Raw genomic sequence first — 24,934 nt, 5'->3', positions numbered from 1 at the left:
TGTTGGGGCCATTCGGCGGTGACTGCCATCCTCAAGATTCCCGACAGAGGTGCTCAATCGACGGTGTCGTCCGTCATGTCGACGTGGGCCTGGGTGGCCCACTGTTGCACGCCAGGGCCGTAACGCTGTGAACTCCAGTATTTGGTCCGGATGACGCCGTCAGTGGTCATCTGGAGGGTTTCCGGTAGCCGAAATGCTGGATCAGGCCAGCTGCGAGAACAGAGGCGGCCGCGATCAAGTCAGGTCCGTCTTCGGCGAGGTCGTCGATATCGAAGACGGACGTCGCTTGGGGTGCCTCGGTCACCTGGTGGGTGCCAAGGCTGCCGCCGAAGTTGGCATGTCCGCGCGGGTGGCGCAGCTCGGCCGGAAGGTCGGTGTTGACGGGCACGATGGTCACGCGGACTGTGGCGGTGCCTCCGGCGGCAGCTCGGTCCCGTGCATGGCGAGCCAAGAGCCGGAGTCCCGACCAGATGTCGAGGACCAGGTCCTCGTCTTCGATCCGGCTGACAGTGGTGTTCGTGTCCATCTGGCCGGGTCGGGCGAGGTCGGTGCGGTTGGCGGCTAGGGCGGCGAAGGTGCCGGCGCCGCTCTGGTGGAGCTCACACGCGATCCATTTGGCCATCGCGGGCTCGGAGCCACCATGCGCCATCAGACGGCGGCTGCCTACCGTGACGTGGCGGACGTATGCCCCGCGCGGGATGACGAGCAGGTCCTTGCCCCGGGTCTCCTGCTCGAAGGCGCGCAGGGCCTTGGTGTCGAGGGTGAAGTCCCCGCTGAGGTCTGGGACCAGGGTGACAACGACGTACGTCTGGTCGCTCACGTCCAGGCGGCCGATCAAATCGCGTTCGTAGCGGAGCACGTCGTCGTGGCGAGCCTGGCGACGTGCGAAGCGGTCCTGGTAGGCGGCGGCTACTTCAGCCTCTGTCAGGTAGATGATGCTGGCGCCGTTGCGGCGCGGGTAGCGTAGGCCCTCGTTGACCAGGACCCCGTGCGGAGCGGAGGGGCTGCGGGGCACCGCGATCATCAGAATCCCATGACCGGGTGCGTCCGGGTCCTCGATCTGCTTGACGTCGAAGGTGGGCAGGGGGTGGACCTGGTCGGCCACGATGTTGCGGATCCGCAGCACCTCCGCGTCGCTGAGCGCGACCCCTGGGACCTCCGTCGCCCGGGCCTGGTCGTCTTCGGCAACTCCGAGCAGGAGGACTCCGCCGGCGGTGTTGGCCAGAGCAGCCACGTCACTGGCCAGGTCCCGCTTGGCCTTGTCGTTGCCGCCGTAGAGCTCCCCCTTGAACTCCAAGTCGTAGGACTCGGCAACCGCGTTCGTCTTCAGAGCGGCGATCTGAGCGTGCGAGACCGCGTCCAGCCGGACCCCGAAGAGCCCCTCCAGACGGCGGGAGCGAAGAGCAACCATGACGCCAGATGCTGCCCGAACCGCCCCTGTCTGTCACAGGATTAAGCGGATCCACCAGCAGGAGCTCGCGCATAGCGTTCCGCCACATTGTCGTACCGGCGTGTGACGATGCTGAGGGAGGCGAGTGACGTGGCAATCGACTGGGACCGCATCGGGCAGCCGGCCTTTGACCGGCGTGTCGAGGCACTGCTGCACCGGATGTTCGATGACGCCGGGCAGGTGATCGTGGTCAATGGGCGAGGTGGCGACGACGGCATCGACGTCCAGGTCACCACTGACGTTGGTCTGCGAATCTTCCAACTGAAGTACCACCCGGATGGCTTCCCCGGTTCGCTCAAGGGTCGCCGCACTTCGATCAAGAAGTCGTTCAGCCGGGCCATGACCCACCAGCCGGTGGAATGGACGTTGGTAGTGCCGTGCACGCTGACGACGTCCGAGCGGGCCTTCGTCAACAAGCTCGCCGATGGCAAGGCGGTGAAGGTCTCCATACTCGACCGCTCTGACCTGGACTCTCACTTTGCCGCCCACCCTGACCTGGAAGCCAGTTTCACCCGCGACCTGCTGCGCGAGGCAGCCAAGGACTTCAACCAGGAAAAGGCCATGCTGCTGGGCGCGGACGATCTCGTCGACCGTGTCCGGGCCCTGGGCGGCCGGGCCGACACCGTGGACCCCGATTGGACCTGGGACTTCCAACGGCGCGGCGACACAGTCATTCAGACGCTGCGCGCCAAGCACTCCCGGGCCCACGAGGTCAGCCCCGTCTCTCTGCGTCTGGTCGGCCGCCCGGGGGCGATGAGCACCGACCTCACCGCGGCCATCACCCGCACGCTCGGGTTCGGAACTGCCGAAGACGTCGCGCTGCCCTCTGAGGCAGTGGAATGCCTGACCATCGACGGTCCCTCGTGGCTGTCACGGACCGTCACCGATGTCGAGGTTCTCTGGAAACCCGCACCGACGTCTGCACCCGTCGGAACCCCCGTCGAGGTAGCCTTCCTGGACTCCGACGGCGGCGTGGTCGCCCGCTACACCGGGCGGCTGAACAGCGTCGGCTCCGGGGGGTTGGGTGCCTCGGTCGACACCGACATCCACGGTGCCCGGCTCCAGATGATGCTGCCCTTCGACGACACCGCCGCCGGCACGCTCAGGTACTCCTTCGATCTGGAAGGCCGCGAGCCTGCGGAAGGGCTGAAGATCACGCGGCTGTACCAGCGGCTTCTGCGCGGTGGGGCGTTCCGCCTCAGCGTCAACGGTAGCAACGCCGGTGCCGGGACGCTGGCGTCAAGCGGCACCCCGGACCAGCTGCGCGAGGTCGAGCACCTGCTGCTGTACCTGTCGGACTGGGATGTCCTGCAGCGGCACTGTGAGAACTACTTTCCCACGCCACTGACGTACACTGCCGTCGAACGCATCCAGGTCCGGATCGCGCGGCTGGTCGTGGAGGGCCACTGTGCGGCGTATCCCTTCGCCCGAACCCTCACGTTTACGCTCAACGGCCAAGACCATCCGGCTCTACGCGCCGTACTCGGCGACCACCCCCAGTGCGTGCGCGTCAGTCCGCCCGGCTTCGAGGTTACCGTCGGAGGGCACACCCTCGACATTGGCCCCGTGCACCTGTTCCACACCCAACTGCGCGCCGACAACGGCCAGGAAGTCCTGCGCGCCCTGACCACCGGGCGGGGCGCGGGCATCAAGGTCACCCTGCGCCCCGCCAACGACATGAGTTACCGGCTCTACCTCGCCGACACTCCCGATGACGGCCGCCCCCTGGTTCCCACCCCTCTGGGGCTGGACGGCTACACCGACCCCAGGTAGCACGCCACGTCGTTCCCGGACCACACAATCGGGTGGGCAGCACCCCGACGACTGGTGATCACGATGTCGACCGCACCGGTGTCTCGGTGTGGCAGCTCTCAGAACGCTGTGGCGGTCGGGGTCTGCCGGAATCCGGCGGCGATCTCATGGTGACGTGCTGGCACCGTGTTCGGGCCGACGCGGACGTAGAACTCGGGGCGCGCTCCGTTGCGGTAGGCGTGCATCTGGCCCCCACCCGAGACCTCGATGGCGAGAACCTTCTTGCCATCGTGATCGATCACACGTGACTCGTAGGGCGGGACCGGATCCAGGTGGTCCCGAATCATGCCGATGACCTGGAGCATCTGCTTATCGACGTTCGATCCCTCGGGCAGGCCCACGACCTGCAGGTCGTCCTGGACGCCGATCAGGACAGTGCCGCCGTCCTGCGATGCGAAGGCGGCGATGGTCTTGAGCATCTTCTTCCGCGAGTCGCCTTCCGGGACCTCCTGTTTGCACTCCAGGTGCTGTCCCTCTCCGTTCGCTAGGAGAAGCTCCAGCTCCGGGCCGGGCTGCTCCCAGACGACCGAGGCATCGCGGGCGCGCCCGTACGTGGGAGCTGGGAAGTGGCGCCAATCCAGCCACTGCTCCGCGTGGCGGAGCATCAGCAGGCTGTCGTGCGCGAGCCCGTTGGGCAACGCGAAGCGGTAGTCGCCGGCGCCGTCGATGCACTGACTGTCGTTGCTCGCCGACCAGCTCAGCTCGAGTACCGCGCCGTCCAGGGCCTCGCCGTCGACGACGGCTGTCAGCAGGTCGGGCCCGATGGTGATTTGTGAAAGCCAGCCGGCACGTTGCGGCAGGACGATGCGCCACAGGTCCGAGCGGTGCGCTTTGCTGTCGTGGGGGCGCTGGTGGAGGAAAGCGCTGAGGGCCTGGTCGAAGTTCAGGAAAGAAGGGCCGTCCCCGACCAGCAGGTCGTTGCCAGGCTGGTGCGTGTTGGCGTCCCGGTTGATGGTCCATTCGGTACGCGGCCACGGCGTGGTCACCCGGTCCCACTCTTGCTGCCCGCGCAGCCGAGTGGTGGAGGCGCTGGAGGGCGGCGGGCCAGGGGCGACGACGTGGAGACCGTGGATGTCCTGGTCGTCGCCCCGCAGCAGTGCGGCGACCGTCGGGCCCGGCAGGCGCAGTTCCAGGAAGCTCGCCGTGCTATAGCGCCAGGCCCGCTCCTTCTCCGGTTTGTCGTCACCCAAGGTGACCTGGCCATGGTGCAGTTGCCACTGCTGTGCGTCCGCGACCAGTGCCAGCCGGACGTTCACGGCGGCGCGCTCCCTGAGCATTGCCACCAGTATGGCCGTGTCCGTCTGCCCGTTGTTCGCCATGCCCGGCTTGCCTCTCTCCGTAGCGTGTGGAGCCGAACCAGGCGCATCGTCATGGCCTGTGCTCCCAAGCAGGCTACGCCGGGGCGGGCGCCGACCAGCCTGAGGTTTCAGCGGCGCGCTCTGCACCAGCGGCCGCCGAGGCTCTTCCCCTTGCTGCGGGCGGCTTCCCACCGGGTCAGGTGGCGGTGATGTCGGCGGGCCGGTTGCGTGGCGGGGTGGCGGTGATGTCGGCGGGCCGGTTGCGTGGCGGGGTGGTGGTGAAAAAGGCGCGCAGGGGATGGCTGATGTGGTCTTCGCGGCCTGTGCCTTGTGCGGCGTCATCGAGCAAGGGCGCGAGGTCCTCGGTGTCGGAAGGGGTCAGGATGAGCCAGCGCAGGATGACCTGCAGTGTGAGGAGCCGGAGATTTCGCAACTCGTTCAGCTTCTCCTCTTCTGTCTGGTCTTTGATCACGTCGCCGTGGACATAAGTGGATCGGGCCTTATAAGCACGTCGGACGATGCCCTTGGCCTCTTCTTGATGGTCCCGGGTGAGAAAGAGTGCACCCGCGCGGGCGAGGATGTTGGCGGTGATGCGCCCGCCTGTGTCGTTGGGACTGATCAGTAGGGCTTCCAGAGCGATGACGTAGTCAAGGCGCAGTTCGTCGGCCTCCACCTCCCAGACGCCGCCGTCGCTGTAGGTGCGCTGGTAAGCGGCCAGGAGGTGCCGGGCTGCGCGTTCGAGTCGCCGAGCGCGCCGGTTGAGGATGCGCCGCTCGTGGGTCGCCCCTGCCATGATGGCGTCGATCTTCGCCGAGATCGCGGTGCAGAAGTCAGCCAGGGCCGGAAGATATGCCTCCGAGACATGGAAGTCTCCAGTGTCGCGGATCTCAACCTCCTCCTCTCTCCCGTATCGGCCTTCATAGATCTGGATGGTCGTCGGCACGTCTCTGGGGTCCAGATCGAAGCGGCGTCCGCGCGCGACGGTGAAGACCGATTCCACTCGGAGAAGTTCGCTGTCCCACAGCATCAGAGGAAGGAGTGCCTGCCAGTGTTGGGCTTCCGCACGCGGGCCGGTGAAGTCGAACCAGGTCGGACGACGCGTGACCGGACGGCCGGGATCAGGAACATGGAGAAACGGTGCGCCGGTGATCAGGTCGAGATCGCGGCTCCGGCGCTGCAAGACGTTCAGCGCCGGCATCGGGACCGTCTGACGGAGCTCGTCCGCGGTGAAGGTCTGCAAGGTGTGCTGCCCCAGCGGAATCCGTGTTCCCTGTGGGAAGGTGCCGTTGAGGAGCAGCCATCGCTCGGGGACCGGTGCGGGGCCAGTGCAGAAGGTGACGAAGCTGTCCGCGACCTCAGAGACGGGAACCGGCACGCCCTGGGCAATGAGACGTGCCGCCTCAGCCAGTCCCGACTCCTCCAACAGCGTTAGGGAGTTCGGGACCCAGTCTCCATCGACCTTGGCGTAGAGGTCGGGGTGCTCTTCTCTAGGCGCTGCGGCGGCCACCGCTGTCTCCACGTCCTCCCAGTGGGGCTGGAGCATCAGTGTCACGATTGACTGGGGTGTCGGGGACAGACCGCCCGCGTACTCGAGCCACTTCAACACGGCTGCATGCAGGGAGAGATGCTCGCTCATACAGCCTGAACGTAGCGGCCTCAGTCGCATGCGGGCAGCAGATTTCCAGCGGCGGAGCCAGTAGCGACCAACCATCGTTCGAGCGGTAGCTGACTGCCACGTGACTCGTACCTCACAGCGTTGTCGAACAGCTGATATCCCGCGCAAGGCCCCAAGGGGGTCTTCTCCTCCTGACCGGAGAGATCCCCAAGAGCCTGGCCGGCTCCCGCTTCGACCAGCGCGTCGCTCCCTCGGGGGTCTCCTCGAGACCTCAGGGTGTAGTCGGCCCGCCGGGACCGGTGGGCGGGAGGTCCAAGTTGGCGGGCTGAAGTCATGCCCGCGGGGTGGCGCGATCTGCTCCACCCAGAGACCTGGCCCTCTTCGCGAAGTGATCAGACCTTGGTCTTACGCCACGGCGCGGCGGAGTCCGAGAGAGTGTCGAGGATCAGCTCGCACCAGGTCACGGCAGCATTTACCGTCAGGCGGGCATGACGCACTCCAAGCCCAGATGGTGCGCTCGCCTGACCGTGACCGCTGCCGAAACCCTGGTTGCGCAGTTCGGCGACGCCGACTGCGATGTTTACCGAGCCCGAAAGGATTCTCTTCACGGCCTTGCTGCCGTCGGGACCATTAGGAGCCGAGCCAGCGTCGAGCTTCAGCGCCTTCTGGACCGTGCTGATCAGGGCTGGGAGCGCCGCGTTCCGGTCGACCTCGATGTTCAGCTCCCCAAGAGCGGTCTTCGCCGTTGCCTCGATGAGCTGCTTGGCCGCGCCGATGGCCCCATGGGGATCGGTGGTCAGGTCCCTCCGAATGCGCTCCAACTCGATCGTGATGCCAGAGGCGTCGGAGAGGGTGCTGAGGTCGCGGACCAGCACTGGCGGGCTGGACCAGGAGATCCTTCCCTCCTTATCGAGAGCGAAGCCGTCCCGCTCCAAGCGGACCCTGATGTCGTCAAGCCACTTAGGAGTTCCCTGATCGTCCGGGTTCCGGTATGCGCGGATGAAGTCCTCGAAGACCAGGAGTACACGTCGAACCTGGTTCGGATCCGACCAGTCCACGCCCTCCGCGTAGAGCATGAATTCAGTCCGCCGCTGGCCTGAGTCCTGGTACTTCAGCTCATCTGGCGGGATGGGCGCGAACCCGTGGTTCTCCCACAGTTCGGCGACAATCCGGATGGTCAGGTCCGTGGCCAGAGAGCGGAAGGCGTTGCGGGTCGCCGGGCTCACCAGCTCCCGCCGTGCGGTGACGGTCATGGTCTGAAGATAGGAGCAGACCCTGACACCGTCACTGTCTTTTCCCAAGGTGACGTCTGATCCATGCCGCGCCCGTCTGACCAACCTGTCTCTGGTTGCGGCTGAACGGCCACTGGGTGGCCGTTGGTCATGGTCATGGGATTCGGCCACGGATTCTGAGATCCCACACGGGCGCGCAGGGTGACAGTTCGCCGGTGGCAGACAAGGAACATCCCCAAAGGACTGGTGGACGCCGCAACAGCATGTCAACCTGAACGACCTTCCGGAAAACTCCCAGGTCAGAGAGGTGAGACTGTTACATTGGACGCGTCGCAGCCCGGATTCGCCACAACAATCGAAAACCTGCGGCTTCGCTCCTGGAAGCTCGGTGCCGGCCAGGCGATGGACGTGATCGGCCAGTTCCCGCAGGCCGACTTCACCCACATCGTCGACGACCGTGCCGACGTGCACGTCAGCTCGCGCGACGGCAGGTTCTACCTCGGCTACTTCCCGAACGGCCGGCCCGGCGGCCCCGACGAGGACTGGGTAACGGGCGAGGGCTGGGTCATCGCCGTCACCGGTACCGAGAAGGTCCCCGGCTACCGAATCGCCTTCTCCACGGAGACACCGGCGATGATCGTCGCTGATGCCGTGGCCCGGATCCTGGCCTCCTCCCGGCCCCTGTGACGGGCACGTCCGCCCTCCCTATATATGCGCCCCGCGTACCCTGCCCCTGCTCGCGCGGATTCGTCCGCTACCGCAAGGAGAACGCCTTGGACTCGCACTCGCCCGAGATGACCGTCGGCGACATCATCGACGCACTGTCCGTCTTCGACCGTGACACACCCGCCCGTCTCGCCATCAACCCCTTCTTCCCTATGGCTCACCGTCTGGGCGGTGTGGAGGAGTCAGTGGACGAGCACGGTCGGCCGATGGTCTACATCGCCGAGTCGCCGGAGGCCGAGCAGTTCGGCCCCCTGCCGCCCGCCGTGGCCGTCGCCCTGGCCTGGCAGGGTCCGGTCGATGCACCCCCGCGTCGCCGACGCGGCGTGACCCGGCCGAACGACGGCCACTGACTCACCCTCGAACTGACGGAGGCGCCCCTGCACTCGCACCACCCCATCGATCCCGCCCACTCCAGCCCGCCCGACTCGGTGTATTGGGTCACCCCCCGCCACCTGGCCGGCGATGACGGCGTCCTCGCTGAGCGGATCAGCGGCACGCTGACCGACCTCGGCTGGCGCATGTGGCCGACGTCCCGCAACTCTCTGCTGTACGTGAGCTCCGACGGCCTGCGCGGCGCCGAGTGGATCCTCGCCGCCTACCCGTTCGAGCTGGGCGGCCTCCCGGTTGCCTGGCAAATGTCGGCCCGCCCGTACCCGGACTCGGCGCTGACCGAGTGGAACGCGTACTTCACCGCCGGCGTACCGTACGAGGCGCTCACCGATTTTCTGCTCGCGCTCGACGCCAGCGACACCCCCGATGCCGGGCTCGAGAACGCCGAGGCGGTGCTCACGGGGCTCACCGCCCGCGGGTGGCTGCGCGACATGGACCGCCCGCGCACGACCGCCACGGACCCGGGCTTCTCCACGAACGTCTCGCTGGAGATTCTGCCGCCGCTCATCCACGACGCCGACCCCCGCGATGACCTTTTGGGGTGGCAGGCGTGGGCGGAGCCCGTACTCGGGGCCCCGTACCTGTGGTGCGCGAGCTTCAGCGCGAGCGCCCCACACGAGCTGGTCGCAGCCTTCGCCTCCTCGCTCGCAGCACCTGGCCCGGTACCGCGCCGGGTGCTGCCCGAGGAGGCAGAGGACCGTCTCACCGTTGTCCGCCGCGCATAGCGGCTGCATATAGCCGCCGACCGTGGCGGGGACCGACGGGCGTGATGCCCCCTTCTCCAGACCCGGTGGTGCCGCTCCCACGAGGGCGGCAACACCGGGCCTTCGCCATACCTCGGCCACGGCGAACCTGATGCACCCCTGGAACCAAGATCTCCTGGACATGGCCCCGGGCGACGTCGACCTGCCCGAAGCGATACGCGAACCCTTCGATTACCTTGCGCAGGCGCTGTACAGCCGCTCCCAGCTCGGTCTTGTTCTCGCCTTTCCCGCAGCGCCGTTCGTGCTGGGACTGGCCTCGGATGACCTCTATGCGTTCGTGGGATACGCGCGACGCTGGCGCCTACCTGCTGTGGGTCCGCTTCGGCTCCGGCGGGATCGAGAAGATCGACGGCGTGATGGTCCTGGACGTCCGCGACGCCTTACGCCGGCGTGTGCGAGGCGGGAAGCGGCTGAACCGTGGCCGGGGCCCGGTCGGAGGTCCGTCACGTCCTCCGGCTGGGCCCATGGAGCGTAGGGCGCGGTTTAGGAGCGGGGTGGCAGGGTGGCGGCGTCGGTTCGGGAGAGGACAAGGTCGCTCATTTCGGTGACGGGCCCGTGCCACCGGATCGCGGGTGCGGGCCGTGCGAGGGCGGCCGGGTAGCTTGCCGCGGCGTAGTCGTTGGCGAGCCGGTAGACGTTGAAGCCCTGCTCGCGCAGGGGCCCCAGGACGTCGTCGACGGCTTGGCCCTGTTTGGTCAGCAGCCTGGGAGTGACCTCGATGACCAGCTCGGCGTCGTCGCGAAGCCGGGGCAGGAGCGGGGCGAGTCCGCGCACGGCCGCCGCCTCGCCCCCTTCGACGTCGAGCTTGATTAGGCGGGCAGCGGCGAGTTCTTCTTCGGTGAGCAGGTGGGGCAGCGGGGCCGCGTCGGCCTCGAAAGAGGCTTCCACGATGCGGGGGCGGATGGCGGTGGTGCCGCCGAGGTTGGTGGAACGCTCCAGGTAGAAGGTCATGCGCCCGGAAAATTCCGAGACGGCGGCGTTGACGGTGCGGACGTTGCCGCACCCGTTGGCCGCGAGGTTCGAGTCAGCGCCCGGTGGAAGACGGGGGACGGCTCGATGGCCACAACCCGGCCGGCGGGACCGACGAGCCGGGAGGCCAGCACCGTGAAGTAGCCGGTGTGCGCGCCCGCGTCCACCACCGTCTCCCCCGGAGCGAGGCGGGCGCGCATCCAGGCGGTCAGGTGCGGCTCCCACGCGTCGAACAGCCACAGATAGCGCTGGATGACGTCGCTGGTCACCACGGGGAACACCGTGCCGTCCCGGGTGCGGGCGGTCGCCGTGAGCGGGTGCTGCTTGAGGTGGTGGCTTAATTGGGCGGCCATCTGCGGCTTGCCGAGGCGGCCGGGCGCGTACCGCACATACGCCCGCAGAGCACGCAGCAGGGGCGGAGGGATCACGGGGTGACCTCCTGGGTGAGGGGGCGGCCGATCCGGCCGCACGGCGAGGGCTGTGGGTGGCAGGCTGGGCGGAAGGAGTCCTCACGTGAGAAGGAGGAGCGCGGGTGAAGACGGCAGCGGCTGGGCCGGTGGTGTATCTGCTTGTCGGGCTGACCGGGTCGGGGAAGACCACGTACGCCAGGCGGCGGCTGGAGCCGGCCGGGGCGGTGCGGCTGTCGGTGGACGAGCGGGTGCACGCCCGGCACGGCCGGTACGGCGTGGACTACCCAGAGCGGGACTACTTCGCGCTGGAGACGCCGGTGGTCGCCGAGGTCCGCGCCGAGCTGGTCGAGTTGGTCGCGGCCGGGCAGGACGTCGTTCTGGACCACGGACTGTGGACTCGGGCCGCCCGCAGCGAGTGGAAGAAGCTCGTCGAGGAGGCGGGTGGGCACCCGCGGCTGCTGTACTTCCCCGTCCACCGCGAGGAGCTGCTGCGGCGCCTTGCCGAGCGCAACCAGCGCGAGGACGGCAACGCGCTGACGGTCACCGAGTCGGCGCTGGACGACTTCTACGCCCGCTTCGAGCCCCCTCACGACGAGGGCGAGGAGATCATCGAGCCCGGCTCCTTCTGACCCGTCGCGGCCGTCGGGGGCCGCCACGTGGCGACCAGCCGCGTCGCCTCCGGCGCCCACCAGTCGGGAACCGTTGCAAGCGAGACGGGCCGGAGGTGCAGGCGCGGGGAGTCGACGTCGATCCGGCCGCCGTGCCGCTGGAGATGGTCCAGCAGGCGCCGGGCCTCGGCGAGCCGGGCCGGGGAGGCGGTCTTCCAGGTGCCGTCTGCCGAGTGCTCCGCCCGCCGCTCGACGTCCTGCCGTACTCCCTCGCGCCACTTGAAGTGGTGGATCACGACCGGAGGCCGGTTGGCGGGGCGGTGACCCTCAGCGCGGTGGTTGCCGGAGGCGACGGCGACGCTGGAGTGCGCGAGCACGATCTTGCGGGGGTCGCCGCGCAGCAGGTCGTGGGTGAGGAAGCCGCCGAGTGGATAGGCCGCATCCAGGCCCTGCTGCGGGTCGAAGCCAGTCAGGGCGCCGTCGGCGGCGACGCGGTCGAGCATCAGCCCGCCCACCGTACCGGTGCCTGACCTCTCCGCCGCAGCCAGGACCTCGGGGAGCGGGGCGGGGTAGGAGTGGAACTCGTCGGAGTCGGCGAGCAGGTGCCACCCGGCGCCGGCACGCTCGCGCAGGGCGTCCCGCAGCTGAGGGTTGGTGTGTTCGTGCCACGGCCCGCAGCTCACTGCGGCGGGGACGATCCCGAGTTCACGGCAGGCGGCCTGCACCTGGTGGCGCCGCTCCGGGGCGACGTGCTCGGGGAAGTGACAGGCCAGGTGGAACCGCTCGATGCCCAGGGTGCGGTAGTGGTGCACCCAGGCGGTCAGCAGGGCGGGCTCGATGGGGCCGACGACGGCGATCAGAGGGGGCAGGGCGGGCACGGTTGCGGCTCCTTCAGCTCGGTGAGGAAGGCGGTCTGCTCGGCGGCCGTGGGCACGTTCAGCGCGGCGGCCGTGTCCGCGGCGGGCCGGGGCAGCGGGGACCAGACCAGCTTGCGCAGGAGGTCGGCCAGCGCGGTGCCGTCGCCAGGCGGGAAGACGCGGGCCCAGTCCCGTCCGGCGAGGGCCTAGGTCAACTGCGGGTCGTGGTCGGAGACGATCAGCGGGACGCCCAGGCGGACGGCGTCGATGACGAGCCCGGATTCCTTGCCGACCCCGGGCCGACGGGCGACGAGGGTGGCGTCGCAGGCGGCGTAGACGGTGCGGATCTGGTCCTCGCTGGCCGGCCCTGGCGCGGTGTGCAGCCGCACGTGGGGCAGGGCGCCCCACTGGTGAAGCACCATGTGGTCGAGCGGGCTGCCAGCGACCAGCAGGTGCACGGGGGCATCCAACCGGGCCAGGGCGGCGCCGATGACGTTCGTGTCCTTGTACGGCCACCAGCCGCCGACCAGGCACACGGCCGCCTCGGCGGCCGGGATGCCGAACTCCTCCCGGGCCCGTGAGCGTTCGGCGTCGGCGAGCCGGTCGCCTTCGTCAGCTACAGCGAAGGGCCGTACCTCGACCGGCAGGCAGGGAAAGGCGGTGGTCAGCTCGTCGTGCACGGCGGCGGTGGGGGTGAGCACCCGCACCGCCGCTCGCTGCGGCGGGTCAGGCGGCCGACCAGCCGCAGCACGGCGTCCTCGGTGGTGACGACCTCGTGGACGAACCGGGTGTGCGGCCCACCGATCAGCCCAGTGGCGCCGTGCAGGGCCTCGCTGGCGCTGAGCACCACCACCGTGGCCGCGGGTCCGGCGAAGTGGTGGCCGGTGCGGATACAGGCGGCCTCGGTCAGGCAGCGGGCGACCAGCATGACCTGGTGCGGGAGGCGACGGACGACGGTAGGCCAACGGCCGAAGGCGAACGCCCGCCGCCCGGCCGCGGCCACCGCCACGGCGGCGGTCCCGGCCGCCGTCAGCACGGCGTTCACCGCCCCGGCAGGGCCGGTGACCCGGGCACCGGCCGTAACCAGGGCGGCCCGGGTCTCGGCGGCGACGCCGTACGGGGCGACCACCAGCGTGTTGCCGTGCGCGGTCGCGAGCGCGGTCAGGGTGCGGTGACGGTGCCCGCCGAGGCGGTGGGCGCCCGGCTCGACAAGCACCAGGGCCGGGGCGATCATCCGGCGATGGCCTGTTCGCCGTGCCCAGCGGTGAACCGGGCGTACAGCCATGCGGGGTCGTTGAGCTTGTCGAACCGGGCCGGGACGCGGGCCGCTTCACGGGCGAAGGCGACGCCTTCGCGGGCCCCGGAGACGGCGAACTGGGCGAACTCGCCCTCACCTCCGGCCGTCCAGGCGGCGATCCGTTCGGCGGCCTCGGCATCGTCCATGCCGTACTCGCTGCCGCGCGCGAGCATCGCGCACTCGCGGAAACCTGCCTTCCAGGCGTGATACGGGGACTGGTTGATCCGGGTGGTGCCGGCGATGTCCGCCACGAACTCGGTGCGGCCGGGCAGCGCGGCTAGCACGTCGACGGCCTCGCCGAGCTGGCGCAGCGCCGAGCGGCGGATCAGCTTCAGTCCGCCGTAGCCGTAGACGAGACCGTTGAGCGGGTTGCGGGCCCGCCACACCCGCATCGATATTCCCTCGTCCAGGGGCTCGACGGCGGGCAGGGCGAACTCGGTGGCGATGACGAAGTCGGCGTCGGCGAGCAGGAACTGCTCGGCGTCCACGATCTCGGCGGCCAGCCGGTAGGCCCGGCGCATCCCCTGTACCCCGTGCAGCCGCTTCACCCGGAGGCCCAGGACACGCTGGAGGCGGGCGTGGAGCCGGTCCGCGAGCGGCTCGTCGTAGGACAGCATCACCGCGTCGAACAGTCCGGTCATTGCAGGGCCTCCAGGTAGCGGGCGGCCACGGTGGTGGGGGCGAGGTCGGCGACGGAGGCGTGCGCACGCTTGGCGTGCACCCGGTAGAACTCGGCGTCCGTGGCGAGCCGGGCGGCGATGGACAGGGCCTGCTCGGCGGTGTCGAAGAGGAGCTCCGGGTCGATGTGCTTGGCCAGCCACCCACTCCGCGGGGCGATGACCGGCAGGCCCATCCCCTGGCAGTCGATTACGGACATCGACCACGGGCAGCCGGCGCGGAATGGCGCGATACCGAAGTGCGCGCCGGCCAGCAGGTTGCGGTAGCGGACGCGGTCGCCGCGATCGGAGGCGATGGTGACGCGGGGCAGGGCGGCGAGCTGGTCGCGGTGGTGTTCCGGGCTGGCATCGAGCCGGACGCGCTCGGGGCTGCGGTTGCCGAACAGGTCCATCACCGTCAGCCGCACGGGCGTCTCGGCGACCAGGCGGCGGGCCAGGGCGGTGAACTGGGCGGTGCCGTAGTGCGCGTAGAGGCGGTGGTTGTACACCCCCACCGCGCCGTCCCCGTCAGGGGGTTCGATGTCGGCGGGGTTGCGGACCAGGCGCTCGTCACGCGGGGCGGGAACAACGTGCAGCTTGTTGGCGAGATCGACGCCCATACGGCCGGCCGCCGCCGTGGTCCAGGACGCGGCGGTGGAGGAGTGGACCAGAACGCGGTCGCAGGCGGCCAGGCCCGCGGCAAACGCCAGGAGCACGAGGATGCGGACGAGCAGTACGAGGGGTGCCTGTCCTTCTTCGACGTGCGCGGCCTGGTCCCCCGGCCGCTGACGATCACGGTGGAGACCACCGCTCTGGACGGTACTACGGTCACCACCGTCTACGAGCGCGGGCTGGCCCGCCTCGTCCATCACGAGATCGACCACCTCGAAGGGCTGCTGTATCTGGCCCGGATACGGCCCGGAGTCGAGCCGATCAGCGTTGACGAATACCGGCAGACTGGCCGGGCTTGGTCCTACGACTCCTGACCATGGGCAAGCACTCCCGACCCGGCCCTCCGAGCCAGCCCGTCCCGCGCAGTCCCGCACGGCGACGCCGACGATCCGCTCGCGGCGTACAGCAGCCGCTGGACATCCACCGCCGCCACAGCGGCCCTGCTGCGCAAACCCGCAGCCGACCGTCGCATGGCGCGAGATAGGGTCCGGGCGCGGAGGTCATTGCTACTGTCGCTGGATGGCGAACTGGGACGAGGACGGCGTCCGCGCACGGATACGGGAGATGGCCGCACGAGACCCTGCGCGGGAGCGTTTCGGGGCGCGCACGCATCGGTACGCGCTGGCGCCGCGGCTGCTGGAGACGGAGATCCGGGCGTTCGAGGAATCCCACGGAATCGCGCTACCGGTGGAGTACCGGTCTTTCGTTGCGGAGGTGGGCAACGGCCCGGCCGGGCCCGGGCACCGCATGATGCCGTTGACCGTCCCATGCCCGGAGGCCGACGAGGAGTGGGCTGCGGTCGACGAGTGGGAGGAAGACCGGCTGCCGGGCAGCCTCGCCGAGCCGTTCCCACTCACGGAACCCCTGCCCGGCCCGATCGGGGCACCCGCCGATCTGACCCGGGGCACGCTCATGCTGGCCGAACAGGGCTGTGGCATCTACACCCGACTCATCCTGAACGGCCCACATACAGGAGAGATTTGGCAGATCGATACGGACTGGGGCGGCTTCGTGCCGGTGAGCCCCGGCTTCCGATCCTGGTACACCGATTGGCTGGCGAGTCTATAGCCGCTCGTCATGCCAGCCGGACCAACCTGCTGCCTTCTGGCGCAGGGGGGATCGCGAGCAAGTGACCCAGACCACTCAAACTTGGATGGCGCCGATTAAGGTTGGCTGTCACAGACAGCCAACGCCTGTTCCATTGTTCCCCAAGGCCGCTGTCCTGCTTCGAGGCGGGGACACCGGGGCTGGTGGAGAAGCGAATCAGCGGGCGGTGCGTACCTTGGCGAGCGCGTCGTCCAAGTGAGCGTCCACGAGGCCCGGCGAGCCAGACACGATGACCAGGATGTTGCCGATGCGGATCGCTGTTTGCTTAACGACACTGCGCTGTCCGCCGGCGGAGAAGGTGAGGAGCTGGCTCCACTGCTCGTCGCCGAGGTCCGGCGCGGCCGACTTCTGGGTGGCCATGTCGACGACCGTGCTCCCGGAGGCCACCTGGTACGAGGGGCAGGAGAGCATCGCGTCGAAGACCTTGCCGATGCCGGTGGACAGTTTCGAGGCGGTGTCGCTGTACAGCTCCTCGCTCACCTCGGAAGTGCTGCTGCCGGTGTAGGTGAAGGACGCCTTCGCCTTGCGGGCGAAGGTGAGACCGGAGCCAGTGGCTGTGTCGCCGCCGAGCTTCTCCAGCGCCGGGCAGCCGATGACGGTCACGTCGTCGTTGTGGCGCGGGGCCTCGAGCTTGCGGGTGTAGTCGGCGCCCAGGTCGCTCTCGTTCAGCAGCCGCTGGTTCAGCTGAGCCGACGACAGCAGCGCGGATGCCGCGGGCGTGCTGGCGCCCCGGTGTGCGGAGGCGGGGGAGTCAGCGGACTCGTCATGGCCGGCGCAACCGGTGAGGGCCAGGACGGTGCAGAGGGCACTGAGGCCGAGACCGGTTGTGGTGGAGCGGCGCATACGGAAACCCCTTGGTGATGCGAGACGGATGGTCTGACCGGGTCGGCCCTCCGGGTGCCGACGAACGCAGGAGTGGGGGAAGGGGTCTCGCGACTTCAGTGGCCGAGGTGGCGCAGGCCGTCTTCGAGAGTGGGGTGGAAGTGGTCGACCGGACCGGAGTTGCGGTTGTACCAGGCGGTGTCCAGCCGGGTCTCCAGCGTCTCGTGGCCGGCCTCGCAGCGCAGCCACACTGAGTCGTCGCGCATGTTGAAGACGATCCAGTTCCGGTACGCACCGCAGCGGCAGGCGTGGATTTCGCCGTCGATGACGAGCGGCAGGTCCCAGCGCATCATGAAGCCCGACACGTCCTGGCGGCACGGTGCCCGGAACTCCGGAGGCAGGAAGTCGGGCACCACCCTGGAGTTGGTCGATGCGGCCGAGGTCGGCGCAGCAACCGGGGCGGGAGCCTCGGGCCACTCGGCGTGCATGGCCAGCAGCGCCTGGCCGGCACGTTGGGCTTCACGGAACTCTCGGTCCGCACGGTTGCGTCGGAACATGCCGTCTCCATCTCTGTCGTATCGCCTGCCCGAGGAGAGTGCCGCAAGTCCCTGACCTGCTGCAACTCTAAGAATGTTGAATTCAGCGGTAGTTGGTGGGGCGCTCTTTGCGCCTCGCCGGACGCTTCGCGGCAGGGCGGGTTGTGGTGGGCGCGGTGGTGTTGTGCTCGGGCAGGGTGGACGCGTCGGCAGGCAGGTCGGCCATGCGTCGCAGCCTCCACACGAGGACGTCGCTGATCGACTCGGCGGTCCCCAGCTCCCGTCGCGCGGCGGCCTCGGCCAGGAGCGCGGCCGGGTCGTGCCCGGCACGCTCGACGTCGGCGAGGGTGGAGGCCAGCGCGTACCAGCCCGGCTCGGCGAGGACCTGCTCGGCCAATTCCGGCACTGCTTGGCGCAAGTAGCCCGTCTGCTTGCGCCGCAGGGGCAGGGACATGCGCCGGCCACGGTCGCGCATGACGCCCAGGTACATGGGCGCCGCTGCCTGGTATGCGTCGCGCAGGTGTTCGGCGGCCTGGCGGGCGGCAGCGGCCTGCTGGGCGTGCCCCTTCATCGCGTGCCAGTGGGCGGCGGCAGTGACCAGGAAGAACACCATGTCGATCAGCATGGCGGTGGTGGCACCGTCCTCCACGCGCCCGAGTGCCGGCCCGCCCTGGACGAGCTTGCGGGCAGCGTTCCGCAGACCGCGGGCGTGCTCGCGCTCGGCCCGGACGTGGGAGCGGGTGGCCCGCTCGAACACGAAGGCCGCGTCTCGCAATTCACGCCGGGTGTGCGCGGCCGAGGTCTTGGCGAGCGCGTCGAGGACCTCGCCGCCTGCGGCGATCAGGGCAGAAACCTGCCCGTCCTCACCCTGGTCGATGATGAGTACGGCCTGCCAAGACGCCGCCGTCGCTTGGCGGCGCGCGTCCGAGGGCCTGACGCGATCCGACCCGGAGGAGCGGTCCGTGGTGGTGTCCTGGTCGGGTTCAGCAGCGTTGCCCGCCCATCGTTCGCGGATGCGTGGCAGGGAGAGGTCGGGCGCGAGGGTGGAGCCCGAATAGTAGATCGGCTCCTGGTCCTCGTTGCGGTCGTCGGACAGGGCAACCTTGTAGCCGAGCAGGTCACCGGAGGGCGCGACGCGCTGATGGACCAGAAGGCCGGCAGCGGTCAGACGGTCGAAGAACTCCTTCTCATTGGCGACGCCAGCGGCGGCGCGGCGCACCGTCTCGCGCAGCTCTTCGCGCGGCGTGCGCTCCTTGCCCTGGCGGTTCGCCTTATGACGTTCGGCGCTGCTTGGGCGCTTGGCCGCGGTACCGTCGCCGACATTCACCCTCCGTAGGCCGTAGTCGATTTCGATCTGCCTGGCTTCCGCCTGGGCGCGGGCGCCATCGCGGTGGATGCGGGCTTGGCGGCCGTCGTGGCGGACGACGGTTGCGATGATGTGGATGTGGTCATCGGCATGGCGGACGGCCGCCCAGCGGCAGGCGGCGTCGTCGCCATCGGGGGCGATGCCGGTGGCGGAGACCATGCGGCGGGCGATGTCCCCCCATTGCTCGTCGGTGAGGATAGGGTCTTCGGGGGCGGCCCGTACGGACAGGTGCCATACGTGCAAGGCTGGCCTTTCGTCTTCGGGTAGGGCCGTGACGGGCTGGTCGAGCAGGAATTGCAGGTCGGCTTCTGTTGCGTCGGGGTCGCGGCCGGGGTCGGGGGCGAGGCTGTCCCATGCGGCGACGAGGTGGGGATCGATGTGCTCCTCGGCGTCGCCGGGGCCGTACAGGTACATGAGTAGGCCGAGGGTCTTGTCGCCCATGTCGTTGACCGAGGGAATCATGCCGCTGGATGCTCGCTGTCCAGGTAGTGCTGGATGAACGCGTGCACCTCCAGGCGAACCTGGTCGACGCCGTCGAGGACTGATCGGGCCTGCGGCGCCAGCTCGTCTCTGTTCAGGGCAGCCGCAACCTGGTTGAGGTTGTTGCCGATCCGGCTCAGCGCGGGGCCCAGGGCGAACAGCTGGCGCTTCATTTCGCGCTCGCCGGCGACCTCGGCTTCCGTACGGGTGAGATCACGGGCGGCGCTCAGCGCGGCATGGGCGAGAAAGCCGGACGGCGTCATGGCACACGCCGCCGCTGCGTCGAGCACGGACTGCTTCTCAATGTCGTTGAAGCGGCTGGTGATCCGATGCTTGCGCTTGCTGGATTTGGTCTTCGGTTTGCGATTGCGTGCGGGCGGCTGGCTCGGCGGCAAACTCGCGTGCTGGGCGCAGTGCGGGTTGTGACACGGGTGAGTCGTCTCCTCGTTGGGATGCGAGCCGCCCTCGGTCGCATCCCCACGGTCCAGTGCCCCCTGGCGCTGGGCCGCCTCCGCCACCCCCGGGGCGGAGGACGCGAGAGTCAGACTCCCAACGGGAGTCTGACTCTCGCACCAACTTGCTCCCGCTGAGGTCGAGTTGGCCTCCGGCTCACCGGGCTCGGGGGCGAGGTTTGCTATCGGGTTCGTCATCGGGCGTCGTTCCTCGTCATGCGGATGTGGTGCTGGATCTCGGCGGTCAGGTCGACCATGGCGGTCGCGTCTGCGAGGACCTGGACAGGGTGTCGGGGTGGCGCTGGACGAGCCACTGGCCGGTAGGGGCCGGTACGGCGGCATGCAGCAACTGGTGGCGGACGAGCACGTCCGCCCAGGCGCCGGCCTCGGCGATCGACGGGACGTGCGTAGGCGGGTGGTAGGCGGAAATAGCGATCCCTCTGGCAGGAGCGGTGGCCCGACCGAGGCCGGGCCACCGTGCGGAATGCGGAGTCAGGCGCGTGACCTGCTGGTTTGCAGGTGTCAGCCGCACTCGCGGCAGCGGTCGAGGTGCGTGCTGAGGGCCCGCGCCATGTTCCGCTTAACCGAGACGGCGTTCTTTGCGCTGGTCTTCGCCGACGCGGATCCTCGGTGGCGCTCGGCGTGGCCGTGCAGGAAGCTGACGTCCCGTTCGAACTCAGCCTTGATGCTGGCGAACCTGTGGCAGGTCTTCATCGGGTCGTTCTCTTTTCGTGGGCGCGCAGCCGTTCCAGAACGGGTGTCAGGCTCTCGTTCCGGCCGCCCGGAAGTCCCAGGTCGCGATAGATCTCGCGCAGCTGAGGCCGATTAATGGAGGCGTTTCCGTCCCGTTCCAACTTGGCGGCGACGTGCGGACGCACGATCTTGACTAGCTGCGCGGTGCTCAGCTTCTTCTGCTGAGGGCGCTTTGGCTTCCCACTACCTGGCCGATTCCGCTGCGCCTTTGTCGTCCGACGCCCGGGGACGGTGTGGGGACGGCTCTCCTGGGTTTCGGTCCCCGTTTTGGGGACGGTGTGGGGACGGTCCTCGTCGGTTTCGGTCCCCGCTTCGGGGACGGTGTGGGGACGGTCCCCTTCGCCTTCCGTCCCCGCTTCTGTATCCGGGTGCCCCCGGCCCTCGTCGCCGCTGGGGACGGCTGCTGGGAACGGTCCCGTACCGCCCTGAGCGCCACTCTCGTGGGCCTCCACGGCGCTACCGTCCCCGTCGGCGTCAGCCTCTTCGCCCCTGGCGAGCACGGCGTCACGGTCCCCGATCGTCGCCGCCGTGCCCTCGCTCAGCAAGCTCGAGCCGCGCTCATGGACACGGTCCGCGTCGGTGTTGGGGACGGCGTGGGGGCGGTACCCTCCCGTCCCCGTCCCCGTCCCCGTCCCCGTCTCGGTTTCGGTTTCGGGGTGTTCACCGTCCCCGTCGGGATCGGGGACGGTGTGGGGACGGTCCCCCTCGGTCTCCGTCCCCGTCCCCGCTTCCGTACGGTCCCCGTCCCTGTGGACTTGGGCACCATCGTTGGGGACCGTGCTCCGCCGCCGACCGGCCTGCTCTTCTCCCACAGGCGGGGGTACTGGGGACGGGACGAGAGGGGACCGCTCCTCGCGATCGGCGTCCTGCACCCATGGCGAAGGCAGATCGACGGTGGCCAGGGCTACCGCGTACCTGCGGGCCGCCAGCTGCTCAAGGAGAGCCTGACGCTGCTGAGGATCGGTGCCGACCCCGGCTCGGGTAAGCGCCGACTGGAGCCGACGTGTGATTCTGGTGTCCTTCTCACGATCTGACGGCGACATCGCGGATAGCCGGGCGGCCAGAGCCACGGCCCGTCGCGTCGCGCGGTCCTTGGTGATCTGCGCGGCATCGCGGTTGCGGGTGGCGATGCCCAGGCGGGAGAGGAGGCGCTCTCGTGCTTCGCGTCCGAGCGTGGCCAGGAGCCCGTGCGAGGTAGCGTCTGGCTTGTGCAGCCGCAGCTCGATGCCCATGGCCAGGTGCCAGAGCACGGCCGCCATGACCGGGCCGACGAAGGCCCGCACGGTGCCGCCTATCGAGCCGGACTCGGCGTACGCCGGGATGACCTGCACCCCGGTGATCACCCACACCAGGGCGCCGGGCAGACCGGGCGCTCCAGTTGTCTTCAGGTTCTGCCGGGCCATCAGCGCGGTCGCGAACAGCGCTGCCTCACCCGCGCTGAACATCATGGCCCGCTCGACGGTGCCGGCCATGTCGAGGTAGTCGGCGGCGAACCGCCAGCTGGTGTCGCCGGAGTAGATGGTGCAGTTGAGGGCGGCGAGGGCCGAGACCCAGACTGCGGGGGTGCCGACCCGCTTGCCGTCCGCCCGGTTCCGGTTGCGCCGGATCGACCAGCCAGCCAGCGCGAGGGCGAGCAGTCCGCCGACCGCGACCATGTAGACGGGCTCGATGCCGGACGGCAGGGACATGGCGATGGGGTTGGTCATGCTGCCTTTCGGAGGGCGGCGATCAGGGAGTCGGTCTGCACCTGGCGGGGCACCTGCACCGGCGAGGAGCCGTCGTCCTCGGTGGTGGTGTCGTCGTCGGTCGGGTCGGTCTCATCGGTCTGGTCCCAGTAGCGGTCGCGGTCGGCGACGGCGTGGGCGGCGTTACGCATCAGGTCGCGCGCCCAGTCGAGGTTGAGGCGCAGCGTGTGCGCGAGGCGCTCGGGGCTCCAGCCGCGGACGTAGGCGTGGCGGGTGACGGCCTCGCGTTCGGCGTCGCTGAGGTGGACGTCGCGTCCTTCGAAGGCGGCCTTCACCCGGGCGTAGTCCAGGCGCTTGTTGACCTTGGCGTGCCAGGGGCGGCGCTCGTCCTCGGTGAGCCCGCCCCACATGCCGTGGCGGATCTCGTTGTCGAGGGCGTAGTCGAAGCACGCCTTCTTCACCGGGCACCGGCCGCAGATCGACTTGGCCTCGTCGATGGCCGCGCGGTCGCGAGCGGCGTGGAAGAACAGCTCGTCGATGTCCTCGGGCGGCATGTTGTGGCACAGGCCGCGGGCCTGCCAGCTGTGGTCGGCGATGCCCCGGAGGGTCGGTGTCGGGGTGTCGTTGGTGGTGATGTGGCGCAAGACAGTCTCCGGAAGTCGCCTCGGTCGGCACGGGTCGCTCGGCACCTGTGGTGGCTGGGGTGCGGCGGGGGCGTTGCGAGGCGGGCTCGGGGTACGGCGGCGGGCCGTACGCAAGGCGGATCGTTTCTCTGGAGAAGCGGGCTGCCGTCAGGCGGCGGGCGCCTGGGCCTGTGCCGCTTGGGCGCGGTCGATGCGGCAGGGGTGGGCGGTGGCGCGCGGTGCGTTGCCCCTGGCGGCGCCCTCGAGGCTGATGCGCCGGCGGCGGCAGGGCTCGCCCTTGTCGGCGTGACACCACTCGCACGGCACGGCGAGGACGTCGGGGCCACCAGCGGCGATGGCAGCCTCGCGGGCGGCGCGGGCCGGGCGGTAGGGGGCCAGCTCGGCGCGGACGGTCGCCGGGATGTACGAGCCGACGGCGGCCAGCTGGTCCTTCAGCCCCGGCCGGTGACGCCCCGCGGTGAGCTCGCGGAGCGCCGAGGGCGCGGCATGTCCGGCAGCCACGGCGTCGCGCGCCGCCAGCAGTTCCGCCCGCCAGGCTTCCGGGTTGTCCGGGTCGGCGCTCGGGGTCGGGTCGGTGTGCCGGGCCAGACGCTCGCGGCGGTGCGCATGCCACTCACGAGCCACGTCGGCGGGCAGGATCGGGTACGGCGAGGCGATGATGCGCTTGCGGACGGTCTCGCGCACATCCCAGCCCTGCCCGGTGGTCATGGGCACATCGCCGAGCAGCTCGTGCCACATGGCGAGCTGGTCGCGGGCCTCGCCCGCGTCGGTGCGGATGGTGCGCGGGTCCAGGCGGCCGACGTAGGTGAGCACGGCAGCAACTTCGCGTCGGTTCATGATAGTTACTCCGTTCCAGTCGGTTCGTCGACGGCGGCCAGCAGGGCGGCCATGTGCCGGTCGGCCTTGGTCATGCTGGCCTGCGGGGCGGGGCTGCCGCCGGGCAGCGCGTAAAGGTTCGGGCGCTGAGATGCGGGGGTGTGCTCGCGGGCGATCCAGGACTTCCAGTCGGCAGCCCAGGCGGCGGCGGGACGAGGGGTGCCGGTAGAGCGGTAGTGGCGCCACTTCGCGTCTGCAGCCTGCAGGCCCTGCTCGCCGAGGCGATCGAGGTGTCCCTGCTGCTGAGCCCAGGACAGGCTGGCGTCGTCGACCTGCCAGTCGGTGGCGGAGGTGACCTCGGCAGCCCTACTGCTGCTGTACCTACGGTTCACCTTCGGTTCACTACAGTTCTGGGGGTCAGATTCGGACCCGGAGGGGGGTCGGTTTCCGACCCGGGGAGGGGTCAGATTCTGACGAGGGGGCGCAGATTTTGACCCGGCCAGAATCTGACGACGGGGCCCCATTTCTGACCCTGCCGTGCGCCAGATGCGGTGTTTTCGCAGCCCCTCCTCGTCCAGGTCCTTCAGCGCGGGGGCGGGGTCGGCGTCCGTGAGGGGCTCGATGTCCTCGACGCGTAGCTCGGGGTCAGCCTTCTGCGCCGCCGCGACCTTCGCGAGCCAGGCAGCGGGGCGCGGCATGCGGTAGACCGTGCTGTGCTGCGGGCCCTCGTAGCCCTTGAGGATCTCCAATTCGCCGGCGTCCGCGAGCAGGGCCAGCGAGGTGCGCACAGCGTTGCGGCTGGCGTTCGTCCGCTCCATCAGCTCGGTCACCGATGCGTAGGCAACGCACTGGGCGTCGGGAATCCGGTCGGCGATCGACAGCAGGACCAGGCGGGCCGTGCCTCGGCTGGTGCTGCTCTCCCACACCCACTTCCTCGCCTGCCCACTCATTGGGACACCGCCGTCTTCTGGCGGGTGGTCGGGTGGGTGGCTGCCGCGCCGGCCGGGGAGACCGGCCTTTCGCGCAGGGCAGGCGGCATGTAAGACTCTCCTCCGTAGTGAAAACCGCTCCGGGGTGCCCGTACGAAAGGTCCGGTGCGGTGAGGTGGGTAATCTCCGTGCCCTTGCCGGGGCCCGGAGTGCCATCTGGCGTTCGGCGTCCGGGAGTTAGTGGCTCCTAGGGCGCCGTCGCTGTTTTCGGGGGCTATGCCACCGACTGGATCGCGCGTTCTGCATTGGCCTCCTTATGCCGTCTGCTGCCAAGCGGGGTGCCCGGCGGGGGACGACGAACATATGCAGGACCTGCGGCAAGATCCAGACCTTGCTAAAGGACTCTCTACAAGTCGTTGGGGAGGGCGTTGGCAGCTGCACCTGCGCGTGGAGGCGGCGGGCCGGGACGCGGACAGCACCCTAATCGCACCGACGAAATCGGAGATGATCTTCACGGTGCCCCCTCGTGTCTCACGCGACCACCCTCTGTTGAACCGGCTGGTCACAGCGATTTAAGCCAAGCCTTAC

26 protein-coding genes and 1 pseudogene are annotated in these 24,934 nt (G+C 69.4%); 7 read left to right on the top strand and 20 right to left on the bottom strand.

The features are described 5' to 3' along the window. Positions 1-166: 166 nt before the first annotated feature. The gene (locus tag GA0115233_RS26480) at positions 167-1,411 is read right to left on the bottom strand and encodes an AlbA family DNA-binding domain-containing protein (protein ID WP_093722811.1); all 1,245 of its coding nucleotides are present in this window, start codon (positions 1,409-1,411) and stop codon (positions 167-169) included. 129 nt (positions 1,412-1,540) lie between these two features. Here GA0115233_RS26480 and GA0115233_RS26475 point away from each other — a divergent pair, with 129 nt between their 5' ends. Continuing rightward, complete coding sequence (locus GA0115233_RS26475) at positions 1,541-3,223, top strand: hypothetical protein (RefSeq protein ID WP_093722810.1); 1,683 nt, start codon at positions 1,541-1,543, stop codon at positions 3,221-3,223. A 98-nt stretch (positions 3,224-3,321) separates the two neighbouring features. On the opposite strand, the gene GA0115233_RS26470 is transcribed toward GA0115233_RS26475, so the two are convergent. From GA0115233_RS26470 to GA0115233_RS26460, 3 genes are all read right to left on the bottom strand, one after another. Continuing rightward, entirely contained in the window at positions 3,322-4,581 is a 1,260-nt protein-coding gene (locus tag GA0115233_RS26470) for an AlbA family DNA-binding domain-containing protein (protein ID WP_093722809.1), read from the bottom strand. A 175-nt stretch (positions 4,582-4,756) separates the two neighbouring features. Next, positions 4,757-6,196 carry a HEPN domain-containing protein gene (locus tag GA0115233_RS26465; protein WP_093722808.1) on the bottom strand — a complete coding sequence of 480 codons (1,440 nt, stop codon included), beginning with the start codon at positions 6,194-6,196 and terminating at the stop codon, positions 4,757-4,759. 371 nt (positions 6,197-6,567) lie between these two features. After that, the gene (locus GA0115233_RS26460) at positions 6,568-7,428 is read right to left on the bottom strand and encodes an abortive infection family protein (RefSeq protein WP_093722807.1); all 861 of its coding nucleotides are present in this window, start codon (positions 7,426-7,428) and stop codon (positions 6,568-6,570) included. A gap of 300 nt (positions 7,429-7,728) precedes the next feature. On the opposite strand from GA0115233_RS26460, the gene GA0115233_RS26455 reads away from it, so the two are divergent. The 3 genes from GA0115233_RS26455 to GA0115233_RS26445 all read left to right on the top strand — a co-directional run bounded on the left by GA0115233_RS26455 (position 7,729) and on the right by GA0115233_RS26445 (position 9,248). After that, the gene (locus GA0115233_RS26455) at positions 7,729-8,094 is read left to right on the top strand and encodes a DUF317 domain-containing protein (RefSeq protein ID WP_093722806.1); all 366 of its coding nucleotides are present in this window, start codon (positions 7,729-7,731) and stop codon (positions 8,092-8,094) included. A 107-nt stretch (positions 8,095-8,201) separates the two neighbouring features. Next, a complete protein-coding gene (locus GA0115233_RS26450) occupies positions 8,202-8,483 on the top strand; it encodes a hypothetical protein (RefSeq protein ID WP_093722843.1) in 282 nt (93 codons plus the stop codon). Between the two features lie 78 nt (positions 8,484-8,561). Further along, positions 8,562-9,248: a DUF317 domain-containing protein gene (locus GA0115233_RS26445; protein ID WP_093722805.1), complete on the top strand. Its 687-nt coding sequence runs from the start codon at positions 8,562-8,564 to the stop codon at positions 9,246-9,248. 522 nt (positions 9,249-9,770) lie between these two features. On the opposite strand, the gene GA0115233_RS26435 is transcribed toward GA0115233_RS26445, so the two are convergent. Both GA0115233_RS26435 and GA0115233_RS42420 read right to left on the bottom strand, forming a co-directional pair. Further along, on the bottom strand, positions 9,771-10,481 hold the full coding sequence (locus GA0115233_RS26435; protein WP_313895788.1) for an FkbM family methyltransferase: 711 nt from the start codon (positions 10,479-10,481) through the stop codon (positions 9,771-9,773). After that, positions 10,385-10,609, bottom strand: a pseudogene (locus GA0115233_RS42420) (FkbM family methyltransferase); the annotation flags it as partial. The gene GA0115233_RS26435 and the pseudogene GA0115233_RS42420, both read right to left, overlap by 97 nt. Positions 10,610-10,788: 179 nt before the next feature. On the opposite strand from GA0115233_RS42420, the gene GA0115233_RS26430 reads away from it, so the two are divergent. Next, positions 10,789-11,295 carry an AAA family ATPase gene (locus GA0115233_RS26430; protein ID WP_218063548.1) on the top strand — a complete coding sequence of 169 codons (507 nt, stop codon included), beginning with the start codon at positions 10,789-10,791 and terminating at the stop codon, positions 11,293-11,295. Here GA0115233_RS26430 and GA0115233_RS26425 read toward each other — a convergent pair. From GA0115233_RS26425 to GA0115233_RS26410, 5 genes are all read right to left on the bottom strand, one after another. Further along, on the bottom strand, positions 11,253-12,152 hold the full coding sequence (locus GA0115233_RS26425) for a glycosyltransferase family 2 protein (protein ID WP_093722803.1): 900 nt from the start codon (positions 12,150-12,152) through the stop codon (positions 11,253-11,255). The genes GA0115233_RS26430 and GA0115233_RS26425 overlap by 43 nt on opposite strands. 185 nt (positions 12,153-12,337) lie before the next feature. Then, complete coding sequence (locus GA0115233_RS41890; protein ID WP_255310362.1) at positions 12,338-12,838, bottom strand: hypothetical protein; 501 nt, start codon at positions 12,836-12,838, stop codon at positions 12,338-12,340. Continuing rightward, positions 12,796-13,365 carry a hypothetical protein gene (locus GA0115233_RS41885; protein WP_255310361.1) on the bottom strand — a complete coding sequence of 190 codons (570 nt, stop codon included), beginning with the start codon at positions 13,363-13,365 and terminating at the stop codon, positions 12,796-12,798. The genes GA0115233_RS41890 and GA0115233_RS41885 overlap by 43 nt, the downstream gene beginning before the upstream one ends. Next, positions 13,362-14,069 carry a hypothetical protein gene (locus GA0115233_RS26415; protein ID WP_093722802.1) on the bottom strand — a complete coding sequence of 236 codons (708 nt, stop codon included), beginning with the start codon at positions 14,067-14,069 and terminating at the stop codon, positions 13,362-13,364. Before GA0115233_RS26415 ends, GA0115233_RS41885 begins: the two co-directional genes overlap by 4 nt. After that, complete coding sequence (locus GA0115233_RS26410) at positions 14,066-14,704, bottom strand: hypothetical protein (RefSeq protein ID WP_255310360.1); 639 nt, start codon at positions 14,702-14,704, stop codon at positions 14,066-14,068. The genes GA0115233_RS26415 and GA0115233_RS26410 overlap by 4 nt, the downstream gene beginning before the upstream one ends. A 42-nt stretch (positions 14,705-14,746) precedes the next feature. On the opposite strand from GA0115233_RS26410, the gene GA0115233_RS26405 reads away from it, so the two are divergent. Together GA0115233_RS26405 and GA0115233_RS26400 are read left to right on the top strand one after the other, a co-directional pair. Continuing rightward, complete coding sequence (locus GA0115233_RS26405) at positions 14,747-15,070, top strand: peptide deformylase (protein WP_255310359.1); 324 nt, start codon at positions 14,747-14,749, stop codon at positions 15,068-15,070. 205 nt (positions 15,071-15,275) lie between these two features. Further along, on the top strand, positions 15,276-15,824 hold the full coding sequence (locus GA0115233_RS26400; RefSeq protein ID WP_093722801.1) for an SMI1/KNR4 family protein: 549 nt from the start codon (positions 15,276-15,278) through the stop codon (positions 15,822-15,824). A gap of 195 nt (positions 15,825-16,019) precedes the next feature. Here the strand turns inward: GA0115233_RS26400 and GA0115233_RS26395 are convergent, their stop codons facing one another. The 9 genes from GA0115233_RS26395 to GA0115233_RS26350 form a co-directional block, all read right to left on the bottom strand. Continuing rightward, positions 16,020-16,706 (bottom strand): hypothetical protein, encoded by a 687-nt coding sequence (locus GA0115233_RS26395; protein WP_093722800.1) that lies wholly within the window; start codon positions 16,704-16,706, stop codon positions 16,020-16,022. Positions 16,707-16,801: 95 nt separating this feature from the next. Then, positions 16,802-17,242 carry a hypothetical protein gene (locus GA0115233_RS26390; protein WP_093722799.1) on the bottom strand — a complete coding sequence of 147 codons (441 nt, stop codon included), beginning with the start codon at positions 17,240-17,242 and terminating at the stop codon, positions 16,802-16,804. Positions 17,243-17,324: 82 nt separating this feature from the next. After that, on the bottom strand, positions 17,325-19,049 hold the full coding sequence (locus GA0115233_RS26385; protein ID WP_093722798.1) for a relaxase/mobilization nuclease domain-containing protein: 1,725 nt from the start codon (positions 19,047-19,049) through the stop codon (positions 17,325-17,327). Further along, positions 19,046-19,585 carry a plasmid mobilization protein gene (gene mobC / locus GA0115233_RS26380; protein WP_255310358.1) on the bottom strand — a complete coding sequence of 180 codons (540 nt, stop codon included), beginning with the start codon at positions 19,583-19,585 and terminating at the stop codon, positions 19,046-19,048. Before mobC ends, GA0115233_RS26385 begins: the two co-directional genes overlap by 4 nt. 456 nt (positions 19,586-20,041) lie before the next feature. Continuing rightward, complete coding sequence (locus GA0115233_RS26370) at positions 20,042-20,233, bottom strand: hypothetical protein (protein ID WP_093722797.1); 192 nt, start codon at positions 20,231-20,233, stop codon at positions 20,042-20,044. Then, complete coding sequence (locus tag GA0115233_RS26365) at positions 20,230-21,978, bottom strand: hypothetical protein (protein ID WP_093722796.1); 1,749 nt, start codon at positions 21,976-21,978, stop codon at positions 20,230-20,232. Before GA0115233_RS26365 ends, GA0115233_RS26370 begins: the two co-directional genes overlap by 4 nt. After that, entirely contained in the window at positions 21,975-22,601 is a 627-nt protein-coding gene (locus GA0115233_RS26360) for a WhiB family transcriptional regulator (protein ID WP_093722795.1), read from the bottom strand. The genes GA0115233_RS26365 and GA0115233_RS26360 overlap by 4 nt, the downstream gene beginning before the upstream one ends. A gap of 147 nt (positions 22,602-22,748) precedes the next feature. After that, complete coding sequence (locus tag GA0115233_RS26355; RefSeq protein WP_093722794.1) at positions 22,749-23,438, bottom strand: zinc finger domain-containing protein; 690 nt, start codon at positions 23,436-23,438, stop codon at positions 22,749-22,751. Between the two features lie 5 nt (positions 23,439-23,443). Then, a complete protein-coding gene (locus tag GA0115233_RS26350; RefSeq protein WP_093722793.1) occupies positions 23,444-24,367 on the bottom strand; it encodes a helix-turn-helix domain-containing protein in 924 nt (307 codons plus the stop codon). Positions 24,368-24,934: the final 567 nt, after the last annotated feature.

The organism is Streptomyces sp. DI166 (assembly GCF_900091315.1).
In the GTDB taxonomy this organism is placed as follows: Bacteria; Actinomycetota; Actinomycetes; order Streptomycetales; family Streptomycetaceae; genus Streptomyces; species Streptomyces fuscus.
The sequence above is the reverse complement of the archived record's forward strand: the minus strand, read 5'-3'. Positions and strand labels throughout refer to the sequence as shown.

Excerpts from the sequence above, each read along its gene's own strand:
- GA0115233_RS26480 (WP_093722811.1), bottom strand. The coding sequence starts at position 1,411 with ATGGTTGCTCTTCGCTCCCGCCGTCTGGAGGGGCTCTTCGGGGTCCGG.
- GA0115233_RS26470 (WP_093722809.1), bottom strand. The coding sequence starts at position 4,581 with ATGGCGAACAACGGGCAGACGGACACGGCCATACTGGTGGCAATGCTC.
- GA0115233_RS26465 (WP_093722808.1), bottom strand. The coding sequence starts at position 6,196 with ATGAGCGAGCATCTCTCCCTGCATGCAGCCGTGTTGAAGTGGCTCGAG.
- GA0115233_RS26460 (WP_093722807.1), bottom strand. The coding sequence starts at position 7,428 with ATGACCGTCACCGCACGGCGGGAGCTGGTGAGCCCGGCGACCCGCAAC.
- GA0115233_RS26450 (WP_093722843.1), top strand. The coding sequence starts at position 8,202 with ATGACCGTCGGCGACATCATCGACGCACTGTCCGTCTTCGACCGTGAC.
- GA0115233_RS41885 (WP_255310361.1), bottom strand. The coding sequence starts at position 13,365 with ATGATCGCCCCGGCCCTGGTGCTTGTCGAGCCGGGCGCCCACCGCCTC.
- GA0115233_RS26415 (WP_093722802.1), bottom strand. The coding sequence starts at position 14,069 with ATGACCGGACTGTTCGACGCGGTGATGCTGTCCTACGACGAGCCGCTC.
- GA0115233_RS26410 (WP_255310360.1), bottom strand. The coding sequence starts at position 14,704 with ATGGGCGTCGATCTCGCCAACAAGCTGCACGTTGTTCCCGCCCCGCGT.
- GA0115233_RS26400 (WP_093722801.1), top strand. The coding sequence starts at position 15,276 with ATGGCGAACTGGGACGAGGACGGCGTCCGCGCACGGATACGGGAGATG.
- GA0115233_RS26395 (WP_093722800.1), bottom strand. The coding sequence starts at position 16,706 with ATGCGCCGCTCCACCACAACCGGTCTCGGCCTCAGTGCCCTCTGCACC.
- GA0115233_RS26390 (WP_093722799.1), bottom strand. The coding sequence starts at position 17,242 with ATGTTCCGACGCAACCGTGCGGACCGAGAGTTCCGTGAAGCCCAACGT.
- GA0115233_RS26385 (WP_093722798.1), bottom strand. The coding sequence starts at position 19,049 with ATGATTCCCTCGGTCAACGACATGGGCGACAAGACCCTCGGCCTACTC.
- GA0115233_RS26370 (WP_093722797.1), bottom strand. The coding sequence starts at position 20,233 with ATGAAGACCTGCCACAGGTTCGCCAGCATCAAGGCTGAGTTCGAACGG.
- GA0115233_RS26365 (WP_093722796.1), bottom strand. The coding sequence starts at position 21,978 with ATGACCAACCCCATCGCCATGTCCCTGCCGTCCGGCATCGAGCCCGTC.
- GA0115233_RS26355 (WP_093722794.1), bottom strand. The coding sequence starts at position 23,438 with ATGAACCGACGCGAAGTTGCTGCCGTGCTCACCTACGTCGGCCGCCTG.
- GA0115233_RS26350 (WP_093722793.1), bottom strand. The coding sequence starts at position 24,367 with ATGAGTGGGCAGGCGAGGAAGTGGGTGTGGGAGAGCAGCACCAGCCGA.